The 12,211-nt window shown below is 72.7% G+C and carries 14 protein-coding genes; 10 read left to right on the top strand and 4 right to left on the bottom strand.

What is annotated here, in order from left to right:
- Positions 1-62: 62 nt before the first annotated feature.
- Complete coding sequence (locus ACZ62B_RS00560) at positions 63-686, bottom strand: TetR/AcrR family transcriptional regulator (protein ID WP_073937938.1); 624 nt, start codon at positions 684-686, stop codon at positions 63-65.
- A 245-nt stretch (positions 687-931) separates the two neighbouring features.
- Between ACZ62B_RS00560 and ACZ62B_RS00555 the strand changes: the two genes are divergently transcribed.
- Entirely contained in the window at positions 932-2,398 is a 1,467-nt protein-coding gene (locus tag ACZ62B_RS00555) for an MFS transporter (protein ID WP_344559932.1), read from the top strand.
- Between the two features lie 10 nt (positions 2,399-2,408).
- Here the strand turns inward: ACZ62B_RS00555 and ACZ62B_RS00550 are convergent, their stop codons facing one another.
- Positions 2,409-3,314 carry a helix-turn-helix domain-containing protein gene (locus tag ACZ62B_RS00550; RefSeq protein WP_468723683.1) on the bottom strand — a complete coding sequence of 302 codons (906 nt, stop codon included), beginning with the start codon at positions 3,312-3,314 and terminating at the stop codon, positions 2,409-2,411.
- Positions 3,315-3,468: 154 nt separating this feature from the next.
- Here ACZ62B_RS00550 and ACZ62B_RS00545 point away from each other — a divergent pair, with 154 nt between their 5' ends.
- Genes ACZ62B_RS00545 through ACZ62B_RS00525 form a run of 5 tightly spaced genes read left to right on the top strand, consistent with a single transcriptional unit; the run spans position 3,469 to position 6,319 of the window.
- Entirely contained in the window at positions 3,469-4,029 is a 561-nt protein-coding gene (locus tag ACZ62B_RS00545) for a quercetin 2,3-dioxygenase (RefSeq protein WP_344559930.1), read from the top strand.
- A 7-nt stretch (positions 4,030-4,036) separates the two neighbouring features.
- A complete protein-coding gene (locus tag ACZ62B_RS00540) occupies positions 4,037-4,183 on the top strand; it encodes a DUF1427 family protein (protein ID WP_073937942.1) in 147 nt (48 codons plus the stop codon).
- Complete coding sequence (locus tag ACZ62B_RS00535; protein WP_344559929.1) at positions 4,180-4,449, top strand: DUF1427 family protein; 270 nt, start codon at positions 4,180-4,182, stop codon at positions 4,447-4,449. The genes ACZ62B_RS00540 and ACZ62B_RS00535 overlap by 4 nt, the downstream gene beginning before the upstream one ends.
- Positions 4,439-5,404: an amidohydrolase family protein gene (locus tag ACZ62B_RS00530; RefSeq protein WP_469689019.1), complete on the top strand. Its 966-nt coding sequence runs from the start codon at positions 4,439-4,441 to the stop codon at positions 5,402-5,404. Before ACZ62B_RS00535 ends, ACZ62B_RS00530 begins: the two co-directional genes overlap by 11 nt.
- Positions 5,405-5,419: 15 nt before the next feature.
- The gene (locus ACZ62B_RS00525; RefSeq protein ID WP_344559927.1) at positions 5,420-6,319 is read left to right on the top strand and encodes an alpha/beta hydrolase; all 900 of its coding nucleotides are present in this window, start codon (positions 5,420-5,422) and stop codon (positions 6,317-6,319) included.
- Between the two features lie 13 nt (positions 6,320-6,332).
- Here ACZ62B_RS00525 and ACZ62B_RS00520 read toward each other — a convergent pair whose 3' ends face one another.
- Complete coding sequence (locus ACZ62B_RS00520; RefSeq protein WP_469689017.1) at positions 6,333-6,827, bottom strand: VOC family protein; 495 nt, start codon at positions 6,825-6,827, stop codon at positions 6,333-6,335.
- Positions 6,828-7,029: 202 nt separating this feature from the next.
- Entirely contained in the window at positions 7,030-7,773 is a 744-nt protein-coding gene (gene aztA, locus ACZ62B_RS00515; protein ID WP_469689015.1) for a zinc ABC transporter ATP-binding protein AztA, read from the bottom strand.
- A 14-nt stretch (positions 7,774-7,787) separates the two neighbouring features.
- Between aztA and aztB the strand changes: the two genes are divergently transcribed.
- The 4 genes from aztB (at position 7,788) to aztD (ending at position 12,177) form a co-directional block, all read left to right on the top strand.
- Complete coding sequence (gene aztB / locus ACZ62B_RS00510) at positions 7,788-8,642, top strand: zinc ABC transporter permease AztB (protein WP_469689013.1); 855 nt, start codon at positions 7,788-7,790, stop codon at positions 8,640-8,642.
- Positions 8,643-8,659: 17 nt separating this feature from the next.
- Complete coding sequence (locus tag ACZ62B_RS00505) at positions 8,660-9,907, top strand: hypothetical protein (protein WP_469689011.1); 1,248 nt, start codon at positions 8,660-8,662, stop codon at positions 9,905-9,907.
- The gene (gene aztC, locus ACZ62B_RS00500; RefSeq protein ID WP_468882307.1) at positions 9,904-10,863 is read left to right on the top strand and encodes a zinc ABC transporter substrate-binding protein AztC; all 960 of its coding nucleotides are present in this window, start codon (positions 9,904-9,906) and stop codon (positions 10,861-10,863) included. The genes ACZ62B_RS00505 and aztC overlap by 4 nt, the downstream gene beginning before the upstream one ends.
- 108 nt (positions 10,864-10,971) lie before the next feature.
- Positions 10,972-12,177, top strand: a complete 1,206-nt coding sequence (gene aztD, locus ACZ62B_RS00495) for a zinc metallochaperone AztD (protein WP_469689009.1) — start codon at positions 10,972-10,974, stop codon at positions 12,175-12,177.
- Positions 12,178-12,211: the final 34 nt, after the last annotated feature.

Here is a 12,211-nt window from a genome sequence, read left to right as displayed (position 1 = left end):
GAGGGCATGCTCATGACAATAAAAGAAGGTCGTCGGAACCCCTGTGGCTCCGCAGGGGGTGCCTACAGTCCCTGCCCGTCCGTGGAGATGCCCCGCAGCAGGCGGTCGAGGTGGGCGCGCATGACCGCGACCAGGTCGAAGGAGCGTCCCGAGGCCAGCCACTGCTGCTGCAGGCCCGCGTCCACGGCGACGCACTCGCGGGCGATGCCTTCGTGGTCCAGTCCGGGAAGCAGCTCCCCGCTGCGGCTGCCGGCCCGCAGTCGGTCGGCGAGCTCCGCGACGCCCTTCTCCTGCCAGGTGGTGAAGTGGTCGTGGGCCGGATGGTCGGGCGCGGTGGCCTCGGCGGTCAGGACGACCGCCAGCTCCACCATGCCGGGCATGCCGAGCGTCTCGGCCGTGTCCTCCAGGTGGCAGCGGAAGGCGTCCCGCACCGAGTCGGAGACGCGCTCCCACCGCACGTCCATGCGTTCGTGCCAGTACTCGACGACCGCGAGCAGCAGTTGCTGCTTGTCGCGGAAGTGGTGCAGCAGCCCGGCGTCGGTGATCTCGGCGTCCCGCGCGACGCGGGCGAGGGAGGTCTTGCGGTAGCCGTCCCTGCCGAAACGCAGCAGGGCGGCCTCCAGGATCTGCGTACGCCGTGCCCGGCCCGCCGTGTAGTGGCCGCGAGGTCCCCTGGGTGTCGCCATGCCAGAACAGTACCGGCGGGGTGCGGGGCGACGGCCGGCCGTGCCCGCTGTGGCCGTGCTGTGTGAGGTGGGCCACACTCTCGAAACCTAGCGGTCACTAGGTGTTCGGGTCATCATCGACGTCACGCGACGACGGGTCGCCGCGCCGTCACCTTCCCGTGAGCGCCGCGCCACGGCAGCCCGTTCTCCGTCCTTCCCCCACATGCTCCCTCTTCCCTCGGCACCTCCGTGAAAGGAGGGCTGGCATGACGACGCCGTCATCAAGCCCCACGGTCGACCACGCGCCCCGCGACCCCGCGGACGGGCGGTGGACACCCCGCCTGGTCCTGATCCTCATCGCGCTCGCCTGGCCGACCCAGTTGCTCGCCGCGGGCGGCATCCTCGGCGCCAACGCCATCGCGGGCGTCGCCCAGGCGTTCCACACCACCCAGGTGGTGTGGTTCGGCCTGACCCTCACCCTGGTGTCGACCCTGCTCACCCCCTTCGTGATCAAGCTGGGAGACCTGTACGGCAAGCGGCGCGTCATGCTCGCGATGACGGCCCTGGGCGCCCTCGGCGAGCTGCTGGCGGCGCTGGCCGGCAGCTTCTGGCTCGTTCTCGCGGGCCGGGCGGTCGCCGGGTGCTACGGGCCCTTCGGCGCCCTGTCGTTCGCCGCCGTACGGGACGTCTTCCCGGCCCGGCTGGTGAAGCAGGCGAGCGGCATCATGGGCAGCAGCGTCGGTCTGGTGGCCCTCGGCTCCCCGTTCCTCGCGGGATGGCTGATCGACACCTGGGGGTACCGCGGGGTCCTGTGGTTCCTCGCCGCCGCCACCGCGGTCGCCTTCGCGCTGATCGCGCTGCTGGTCCCGGAGACTCCCCGGCACGCCTTCGGGTCCCGCCTCGACTGGCCGGGCGGTCTGATCCTCGGCGGCGGTCTGACGGCCGTGGTCTACGCCCTCGGCCAGGGACAGAGCTGGGGCTGGGCGGACGTACGGACCCTGGGCTGGCTCGGAGCGGGAGCGGCCGCGCTGATCGCCTTCCTGTTCGTCGAGCGCTCCAGCCCGCACCCCATCCTGGACCTGAGGGTCCTGCGCCGCCGCCCGGTCGCCCTGGCGCTGACGGCCGGCGGGCTCGGCCAGACGGTCGCCTTCACCATGCCGGGCCTCGCCATCCTGCTCGCCCTGTACCCCGCCATCCCGGGCGTGTCGGACGGGCTCGGCTGGACGGCCCACCACAATGCCGTCGTCAGCGTGAGCTGGAACCTGGTGATGTTCGGCACCGGCATGCTGGTCAGCCGGTACCTGCGCCGCTTCGACGCGCGCCGGGTGTGGTGCGTGGGCCTTGCGGTCATGGCCCTCGGCTACACCCTCGTGGGCTTCCACCACGGCGACGAACTCCAGCTCATCGTCACCTCCTGCGTCGCCAACGTCGGCGCCGGCGTCGTCGTCTCGGTGGCGCCGGTCCTGGTGATCGGCGTGGTCTCGCGCGACGAGCAGGGGCTGGGCAGCGGCATGCTCAACATGCTCATCAGCCTGTTCGGCGCCGTCGTGACCGCAGGCGCCTACGCCGTCCTCGGCGCGAGCAGCACCACCGTCGACGGCACCGCCTTCTACCTCGACGCCGGTTACTCCGGGATCTTCTGGCTCGGCGCCGCGGTCACGGTCGTGGCCCTGGTGCTCTCCGTCTTCATCCCGCGGCTGCGCGACCCCGAGGAGAGCCCCGCCGGCGGCTGACCCCGCGCCTTCAGGGCTTCGTCAGCGACCGGAACTCGGTCGGCGTCATGCCGGTGTGCTGGCGGAAGAAGGCGCTGAAGACCGTCGGGTAGGTGAACCCGATCTGTTCGCTGATGGAGGCGGGCGGCAGCGAGCTGTGGATCAGCAGACGTTTGGCCTCCAGCAGCACCCGGTCGTCGATGTAGCGCTTGGCGCCGCAGCCGAGTGCCGCCCGGGTGGCCCGGGTGAGGGTGCGCGGACTGTAACCGAGCCGGGCGGCGTAGTCCTCGACCCGGTGGGTCCGGCGGAAGTCCTCCTCGACGGCCTCACGGAACAGCCGGAACGGCTCGCCGCCGCCGGAACGCCCCTGCCGTCGCGGGTCGGCGAGATGGACGAGCCGGATCAGGATCACCGACAGCAGGTTCCGCACCGTCTCGATGTACGCCTCCAGCGGCAGGTCGGACAGTGCGGCGTGCTCCTCGACCAGGGCGTCCAGGAACCGCAGCAGGGCCGCCTGCCGCGGCCCGTCCGGCGTGACGAGGCGGTACGGGACGTGCGCGCCGTCCCGGATCAGCGCGTCCGTCGCGGCGCTGGGGAAGCCGGTGGGGAAGACCAGGACGGTGGCGTCGCAGCCCCGGTGCCCGTCGGGGAACTGGAGCACCTGCCCGGGCCACACCCACAGCCAGTCACCCGGCGCGAGCGGGTACGAGGTGAAGTCCACCGAGCACGCGAGCCGCCCGCCGCGGACCGCGACGACCACGTGGAACGCCGGACGTCCGGGCACCGTGAGGGGCAGCCCCCGCTCGACGGCGCGGGCGGCGAGTCCCGGCAGGTCGAGGACCTCCAGACCCGGTGGCCTGCCGGGCGTCGGCCGGTACGACACGGCCGGGACGCCGGCCGCACCACGGCCCGCGGGGAACTGTCCGTTTTCCTTCATCGCGTGCCCGAGTGTACGTAGGCCGTCCCTCCCGGCCGGTCTAGCTTGAGGAGCACGGGCCGCGACGGGCGCGGGGCGAGCCGCCGACGCCCCGGCCGGGTCCCTCCTCCTCCTTCTTCTTTCATCGACTTCTTCTTCAACGGGAAGGATCACCATGACCATCGAGTTCGCCACCCGCTACCGCGAGCGCTCCCACATCCCGCCCGAGCCGGGCAAGCCGTACTTCGTCGAGAAGGGCAAGGGCGACCGCGCCCACCTGTTCACCGACCTGTTCACCGTCTACGCCGGCGGCGAGCAGACCGAGAACACCTTCAACTTCTTCACCTGCGAGGGCCCCAAGGGCGACATCATCCCCGCCCACTCCCACCCGGACACCTACGAGGTCTTCTACATCACCGACGGCGCGGTACGGCTGTTCGTCGAGGACCTCGAGGGCGAGCAGCACGAGAAACTGCTCACCGCGGGCGACTTCGGGTTCGTGCCCAAGAACTGCCCGCACGCCTACCGCATCGAACGCCACCACAGCCGGATCGTCGGCGTGGCCGCGGGCCCCGGCGGCACCTTCGAGCGGTTCTTCGAGAACCTCGGCACCCCCACCGACGAACTCGGCCTGCCCCAGCGGCCGTTCGTCCCCGAGCCGCACAAGTTCGGCACCGTGCCGCAGCGGTACGACGTGAACTTCCTGCCCGGCCACAAGTGGCGCACCGGAAGCTGAGCGCCCCATGCCGTACCTGAAGGCACTGCTCGCCGGAGCACTGGTCGGCGTGGCCTACGTGCTGGTGCGGGTCGAGTCGCCCGCACCGCCCCCCGTCGCGCTGGCCGGACTGCTGGGCATGCTGCTGGGCCAGGCAGTGCTGGAGACCCTGTGAGCGCCGCCGGTGCCACGCGCGGCTTCCTCCGCAAGGCCGGCCTCTCCTTCGCCGCCGGTCTGCTCATGGGCGCGCTGTACTGGGCGCTGGACCTCACCTCACCCGCCCCGCCGCTCCTCGGCCTGACCGGGCTGGCCGGCATCGTGCTCGGCGAACGCGCCGCCACCGCCGTACGCCACCGCCCGACCCGGCGCCGTCCCGCCCCTCCTCCGTCCGCCGCAGAAGATCCGTCCGCCGCAGAAGAAGGAACCCCCCGTGTCCCCTGACACCCCCGGATACCTCGACGTCCACGCCCACTTCCTCACCGACTCCTACGTCCGCCGGGCCCGCGAGGCCGGACACGAACTCCCCGACGGGGTCCCCGCCTGGCCCGCCTGGTCGGCGGCCGCGCACCTGGAGCTGATGGACCGCTGCTCCATCGAGACCTCGATGCTCTCGATCTCCTCGCCGGGCGTCCACTTCGGCGACGACACCGCCGCCCGCCACCTGGCCCGCGAGGTCAACGAGGCCGGCGCCCAGGCCGTACGCGACCACCCCGGCCGCTTCGGCCTGTTCGCCTCGCTGCCCCTCCCGGACGTCGACGGCGCCCTGGAGGAGATCGCGTACGCCTACGACACCCTGGACGCCGACGGGGTGATCCTGGAGACCAACACCCACGGCACCTACCTCGGCGACCCGGACCTGGAGCCCGTATGGGCCGAGCTCGGCCGGCGCCGCGCCGTCGTCTTCCTGCACCCCACGTCCCCGGTGTGCTGGGAGCGGTCCGCCCTCGGACGCCCCCGCCCGATGATCGAGTTCGTCTTCGACACCGCCCGCACCGTCACTGACCTGCTCATGGCCGGGACGCTGGACCGCCACCGCGACCTCACGGTGATCGTGCCGCACTGCGGTGGCGCCCTGCCGGTGCTGGCCGACCGCATCGACGGCTTCATGAGGATGTTCATGCCCGAGGGCACCGAGGCCCCCGGCGCCGTCGAACAGCTCGGCCGCCTCCACTACGACCTCGCGGGACCCGCGCTGCCCCGCCAGCTCCCCGCCCTGCTGAACCTCGTCGGCAGCGACCGCCTCCTGTACGGCAGCGACCACTGCTGGACCCCCGCCGCCGGGGTGGAGGCCCATGTCGCCGGCCTGGATGCCGCCCCGGCACCCGACGGCACGACCGGCTGGCGCGCGCTCACCACCGCCAACGCCCGCCGCATCCTGCCCCGTACGGCCCGCTGACGTAAGGCATCCACCGTGACGTTCCCCCTCCACCTGCTCGCCCCGCCCGACCCGGCCGCGTTGCCCCTGCCGCACCCCGCGCACCCCGCCGACGGTGTACGGCTGCTGCGCGGCGCCGTCTACGCGGTCCCCGAGGGCAGCCGCCCGCTGACCGTCGACCTGTGGCTGCCGCAGGATGCCGCAGGACCCCTCCCGGTCGTGGTCTTCGTCCACGGCGGCGCCTGGCGCACGGGCCTGCGCGACGACCTCGGCCCCCGCTTCCGCCACTGGAACCCCGGCCCCTTCGCCCGGCTCGTCCGGGCCGGGTTCGCCGTCGCCTGCCCCGACTACCGCCTCAGCGGTGAGGCCCCCCACCCCGCCCAGACCGACGACCTGGCCGCCTGCCTCACCTGGCTGCGCACCCGCGCCGCCGACCTCGGCCTGGACACCGCGCGGACCGTCCTGTGGGGCGAGTCGGCCGGCGGACACCTCGCCGCCCTGACCGCCCTCACCCGGTCCGCCGGCACCGTCGTCGGCTGCGTCACCTGGTACGCCCCCACCGACCTGCCCGCACTCGCCGAGGACCACCCCGAGGGGGCCTACGACCCCCACGACCCGGCCGGCTTCGAGGCACTGCTGCTCGGCGGCGCCCCGGCGGAGCGGACCGACGCGGCCCGCGACGCCAGCCCGGTCACCCACGTCGGCCCCCAGGCGCCGCCCTTCCTGATCCTGCACGGCACCGACGACGCCCTGGTCCCCGCCCGGCAGTCCGTCCGCCTCGCCGAAGCCCTGCGGGCGGCGGGCCACGACCCCGGCCTGCGGCTCCTCGACGGCGGCGACCACCTCTGGGTGGGCCTGACCGACACGGACGTCGAGGACTGCTTCACCCGCACCGTGGACTTCGTCCGCCGCCGCACGGGAGACGACCGGACCTGAGCCGGGGGAGCGGTCACCCGGCGGCGGCCAGGCGTCGCCGCAGCTCCTCCTCCGAGACGTCCTCCAGGTGAGTCAGGAAGACCCACATGTGGCCCGAGGGGTCCTTGAGGATGACGGTGCGGTCACCGTGGAACATGTCGGTCGGCGGCTGGAGGATCTCGGCGCCGGCCGCCTCCGCGCGCTCCGCCAGGCTGTCGACGTCCGGCACGAAGACGTGCAGCGTGACGGAGGTGCCCCCGCCGAGCGCGGCCGGCGCGGCGAAGGACCCGGCCTCCGCCTCGTCCACGCTCGCGTCGCCCAGCATCAGCACCGACCGCCCGACGGTGATCTCGGCGTGCAGGATCCCGCCGCCGGGAGCGTCGATCCTGAAGTCCTCGTGGGCGCCGAACGCCCGCCGGTAGAAGTCGATCGCCGCGGCGGCGTCGTCGACCATGATGTGCGGGACCACGGCATGGCGGTAACGGTCGGGGATCTCGATGCCGGCTGTGCCGGCTGCGCGCTCGGTCATGACGGACCTCCTCAAAAGACACCGCCGGCCGGTTCCCGCGGCTGCGAACGAACGTAGAAGCTCAAGTCCGGTTCAGGTCAAGCGCGGTTCTCGCCGGGGGCGTCTGCCGGAGGTCTCCGGATGACGACCGAAGCGGGCCGTACGGCGCGGCAGGTCCGCGCCCACCACGGCGGCGCCGGAAGCCCCCGGGCCCGCCGACGTCTCAGGCCGGTTGCCAGAACCGGGTGAGCGTCGAAGGGGTGAGGACCTGGCCGGGACGTCCCTGCCCCGCCAGGCGCCCCTCGCGCAGCAGGAGGCAGGCGTCGGCCGCGCGGGCGGCGTCCAGGTCGTGCGTGGCGTGGACGACGGTCACGCCGTCGGCGACCAGTTCCGTCAGCAGCGTCGCGATGCGCTCCCTGGCCTCGGGGTCGAGTCCGGTGGTCGGTTCGTCGAGCAGGAGCAGGTCCGACTCCTGGGCGAGCCCCTGGGCGATGAGGGCGCGCTGCCTCTGTCCGCCGGACAGGTCGCCGAGCTGACGGGCGGCCAGGTCGGCGATGCCCATGCGGTCCATGACCGCGTCCACGGTGGCGCGGTCCCGCCGGGTCAGCCGGCGCCACGGGCCGCGTTCGCCCCAGCGTCCCATCTCCACGGTCTGCCGGACCGTCAACGGCAGTGCGTCACCGACCGCGCCGCGCTGGGGGACGAACGCCGGTGGCCGGCTGCCGGTGTGGTGCAGCTCGCCCGCTGTGGGCCGGATCACTCCGGCCAGGACGCCGAGCAGGGTGGACTTCCCGCTGCCGTTCGGACCGACGAGTGCGGTGGTGGCCAACGCCGATATCGCGGCGCTGAGTTGATGGAGCACCGGGTGGCCGGTGTAGCCCGCGGACAGCTCGGTGAAGCGGATGCGGAACGTCGTGTCCTCGGGGGCGGCGGAGGGGAGGCCGGATTCTTTGAACATGATTTTCATTGTAGTGTGCTCGCATGGAGTGGTTGACAGCCCCTTTCGAGGCGACCTTCGTACAACGCGCCTTGTGGGGCGGAATCCTGGTGTCGGCGATCTGCGCCCTGGCGGGCACGTGGGTGGTGCTGAGGGGGATGGCCTTCCTCGGCGACGCCATGTCGCACGGGCTGCTGCCCGGGGTGGCACTCGCCGCGCTGCTGGGCGGCAACCCGATGGTGGGGGCGCTGCTGAGCGCGGCGGTCATGACGGCCGGTGTCACCGCCCTCGGCCGCACCCCGCGGCTGTCCCAGGACACCGGTATCGGGCTGCTGTTCGTGGGGATGCTGTCGCTCGGCGTCATCATCGTGTCGCGGTCGCAGTCCTTCGCGGTGGACCTGACCGGCTTCCTCTTCGGTGACGTCCTCGCCGTGCGCGAACAGGACCTGGCGCTGCTGGGCGCGGCCCTCGTACTGGCCCTGGCCGTCTCGGCCCTCGGCCACCGTGCCTTCCTGGCCCTGGCGTTCGACCCGCGCAAGGCCCGGACGCTCGGGCTGCGTCCGCGCCTGGCCCATGCCGTACTGCTCGGCCTGCTGGCGCTGGCCATCGTCGCCTCCTTCCACATCGTGGGGACGCTGCTGGTGCTGGGCCTGCTCATCGCCCCGCCGGCGGCCGCGCTGCCCTGGGCGCGCGGCGTGCGGGGCGTGATGGCCCTCGCGGCGCTGCTCGGCGTGGCCGCCACCTTCTTCGGCCTGCTGCTGTCCTGGCACCTGGGCACCGCCGCCGGCGCAACCGTCTCCGCCCTGGCCGTGAGCCTGTTCTTCCTCTCCCACCTGGCATCCGGCATCCGCCACCGCCGCACACGCCCGGCCGGCATCCGTCCGCCGGCGACCGACTGAGAAAGACCTGAGAGGCGATGTTCTTGTTCGTCCGAAAAAACGTCACTGCCGGGGCGCCGGCCGCGCTCGTGGCCCTCGCGCTGCTCACCGCGGGCTGCGCGGGGCAGGACGACAACACGTCCTCCCCGAAAGCGAGTTCCACGGCCTCCGCCACCCCGCACGGGTACGTCGAAGGGGCACAGGAGGCAGCCGAGCAGCAGTCACGACTGGTGCTCAACGACCCTGGCACCGGAGACACCCGGGTACTGGACCTGATCACCGGCAGGACACACGAGGAGCCCCGGACGACGGGCACCACGGAACTCACCACGGACGGCAGGTTCGGCTACTTCCACACCCCGGACGGCACCCGCGTCCTCGACGCCGGCACCTGGACGGTGGACCACGGCGACCACGTGCACTACTACCGCGCCGCGATACGCGACGCCGGCAGGTTCCCGGCGGGCTCGGGCGCGCGGGTGCGCGGCGACGCGGCCGTGACCGCGGTGACCGGTGAGGACGGCCGGGCCACGATCCACCGCCGGGCCGACCTGGAGGAGGGCCGCGCCGGCTCCCCCCGCACGCTCCCCGGAACCCACGCCGGGGCCGTGGTGCCGTACGCGGAGCACCTGCTGACCCTCACCGGCGACGGGAACAGCACGCCGAAGGTCGCGGTGTACGACCGTGAGGGCGGGCGCGCGGCGTCCCCGGACGCCACCTGCGAGGACCCGGCGGGCGACGCCGTCACCCGGCGCGGTGTCGTCTTCGGCTGCGCCGACGGCGCCCTGCTGATCCACGAGGACGACGGAGCCTTCACGGCCGAGAGGATCCCGTACGACCGCGACCTGCCCGCGGGGGAACGGGCGTCGTCCTTCCGCCACCGCGCGGGCAGCGACACCCTCACCGCGCCGGCCGGGGACCGGGCGGTGTGGGTGCTGGACGTCACCGAACGCGCGTGGACCCGCGTGGAGACCGGTCCGGTCGTCGCCGCCAACACCGCCGGAGAGGGCTCCCCGCTGCTCGTCCTGGAGACCGACGGGGCGCTGCACGGCTACGACATCGCCACCGGCGAGCCGGTCGCCCGGACCGAGCGGCTCCTCACCGGAGACCTGCGGGCGGGCACCGACGGACACGGACCCGTGATCGAGGTCGACCGCAGCCGTGCCTACCTCAACGACCCGGAAGGCAGCCGCGTGTACGAGATCGACTACAACGACAGCCTGCGCGTCGCCCGCACCTTCGACCTGGACATGAAGCCGGCGCTGATGGTGGAGACCGGACGATGACGACACCGAGGCGAACCGTTCTGCGGCTGCGCCGCCTGCCGGCGGCCCTGATCGCCCTCGTCTGCGCGAGCACGGCCACCGCCTGCACGAGCGGCGACGAGCGGCCCCAAGTCGTGGTGACGACCAACATCCTCGGCGACATCACCCGCGAGGTCGTCGGCGACGAGGCCGACGTCACCGTACTGATGAAGCCCAACGCCGACCCGCACTCCTTCGGCCTGTCGGCCGTGCAGGCCGCCGAACTGGAACACGCCGACCTGGTGGTCTACAACGGCCTGGGCCTGGAGGAGAACGTACTGCGGCACGTGGAGGCCGCCCACGAGTCAGGGGTCACCACCTTCGAGACCGGCAGGGCGGTGGACCCCCTCACCTTCCGGAAGCAGGCCGACGGAGGCCCCGAGGAGGAGGCAGGGCAGCCCGACCCGCACTTCTGGACCGACCCCGACCGCGTGCGCAGGGCCGCGGGTCTGATCGCCGACCAGGTGATCGAGAACGTGGACGGCGTGGACGAGGAGGCGGTCCGGGACAACGCCGCCCGCTACGACGCACAACTCGCCGACCTCACCACCTGGATGGAGAAGTCCTTCGACGGCATACCCGAGGACCGGCGCGCCCTGGTGACCAACCACCACGTCTTCGGCTACCTCGCCGACCGCTTCGGCTTCCGGGTGATCGGCGCGGTCGTTCCCAGCGGCACCACCCTGGCCTCGCCCAGCTCCTCCGACCTGCGCTCACTCACCGAGGCCATGCGCGAAGCGGGCGTGCGCACCGTCTTCGCCGACTCCTCCCGGCCCACCCGCCTGGCCGAGGTCCTGCGCACGGAACTCGGCGGCGAGGTACGCGTCGTCGAGCTCTACTCCGAGTCGCTGACCGGCGAGGGCGGGGGCGCCGACACCTACCTGCGGATGATGCGCGCCAACACCGAGGCCGTGACCGACGGCCTGACCACCGGCTGAACCCGCGCCACCGTGCCGGGGCCGGCACGACCGGCCGACACCACTCACCACCCACCACCCACCACCACACCGACGCCGCGCCCGCGCGGCCGGAAGGGAACACACACAGTGAACAGGAAGACACGAGGCAGAATCGTCTCCGGTACGGCTCTCGCCCTCGCGGTGTCCGCGGTCCTGACCGCCTGCGGGGGAGGGGACGGTGCCTCGTCCGACACGAAGGCGGCGAAGGCGACGCCCGGCACCACACCCGCCGGCGACGTCAAGGACCCGCTGGTCGCCACCTTCGACGGGGGCCTGTACATCCTGGACGGCGAGAGCCTCGAACTCACCGGGACCATCGAGCTGCCCGGCTTCAACCGGGTCAACCCCGCCGGAGACGACGACCACGTCATCGTCTCCACCGACGCGGGCTTCCGCGTCCTCGACGCCGCCGGGCAGACCCTCACCGGCATCACCTACGAGGGGGCCAAGCCCGGACACGTCGTGCGGCACGCCGGCAAGACGGTGCTCTTCACCGACGGCACCGGAGAGGTCAACGTCTTCGACCCCGCCGACCTCGCCGGCGGCAAGAAGCCGGAAGGACGCACCTACACCTCCGCCGAGGCGCACCACGGCGTCGCCATCGAACTGAGCGACGGCGAACTCCTCACCACCCTCGGCACCGAGGAGAAGCGCACCGGCGCCCTCGTCCTCGACAAGAACGACAAGGAGATCGCGCGCAGCGAGAACTGCCCCGGCGTCCACGGCGAGGCCGCGGCCCAGGGCGAGGCCGTCGCCGTCGGCTGCGAGGACGGCGTCCTGATCTACAAGGACGGCGAGTTCACCAAGGTCGACGCCCCCGACGACTACGGCCGCATCGGCAACCAGGCGGGCAGCGACGCGTCACCGGTCCTCCTGGGCGACTACAAGACCGACCCGGACGCCGAGCTGGAGCGGCCGACCCGTATCTCCCTCATCGACACCAGGACCGCGAAGCTGCGCCTGGTCGACCTCGGCACCAGCTACTCCTTCCGCTCACTCGGACGCGGGCCGCACGGCGAGGCACTCGTCCTCGGCACGAACGGCACCCTCCACGTCATCGACCCCGAGACCGGCAAGGTGGAGAAGGAGATCCCCGTCGTCGACGCGTGGCAGGAACCACTGGACTGGCAGCAGCCCCGGCCCACCCTCTTCGTCCGCGACCACACCGCGTACGTCTCCGAACCGGGCGAGCGGAGGCTCCACGCCGTCGACATCGAGACCGGCGAGAAACTGGCGTCGGTGACCCTGCCGAAGAGCACGAACGAACTCTCCGGCGTCACCGCCGGCCACTGACGGCCCGTTCGGCAAGGCAGCGGTGCCCCGGCCC

This window comes from Streptomyces sp. NPDC053426 (genome assembly GCF_055585405.1).
The sequence above is the reverse complement of the archived record's forward strand: the minus strand, read 5'-3'. Positions and strand labels throughout refer to the sequence as shown.

What these genes read in the sequence shown, in the direction of transcription:
- ACZ62B_RS00560 (WP_073937938.1), bottom strand. Translation starts at nt 686, where the DNA reads ATGGCGACACCCAGGGGACCTCGCGGCCACTACACGGCGGGCCGGGCA.
- ACZ62B_RS00555 (WP_344559932.1), top strand. Translation starts at nt 932, where the DNA reads ATGACGACGCCGTCATCAAGCCCCACGGTCGACCACGCGCCCCGCGAC.
- ACZ62B_RS00550 (WP_468723683.1), bottom strand. Translation starts at nt 3,314, where the DNA reads ATGAAGGAAAACGGACAGTTCCCCGCGGGCCGTGGTGCGGCCGGCGTC.
- ACZ62B_RS00545 (WP_344559930.1), top strand. Translation starts at nt 3,469, where the DNA reads ATGACCATCGAGTTCGCCACCCGCTACCGCGAGCGCTCCCACATCCCG.
- ACZ62B_RS00540 (WP_073937942.1), top strand. Translation starts at nt 4,037, where the DNA reads ATGCCGTACCTGAAGGCACTGCTCGCCGGAGCACTGGTCGGCGTGGCC.
- ACZ62B_RS00520 (WP_469689017.1), bottom strand. Translation starts at nt 6,827, where the DNA reads ATGACCGAGCGCGCAGCCGGCACAGCCGGCATCGAGATCCCCGACCGT.
- aztA (WP_469689015.1), bottom strand. Translation starts at nt 7,773, where the DNA reads ATGAAAATCATGTTCAAAGAATCCGGCCTCCCCTCCGCCGCCCCCGAG.
- aztB (WP_469689013.1), top strand. Translation starts at nt 7,788, where the DNA reads ATGGAGTGGTTGACAGCCCCTTTCGAGGCGACCTTCGTACAACGCGCC.
- ACZ62B_RS00505 (WP_469689011.1), top strand. Translation starts at nt 8,660, where the DNA reads ATGTTCTTGTTCGTCCGAAAAAACGTCACTGCCGGGGCGCCGGCCGCG.
- aztC (WP_468882307.1), top strand. Translation starts at nt 9,904, where the DNA reads ATGACGACACCGAGGCGAACCGTTCTGCGGCTGCGCCGCCTGCCGGCG.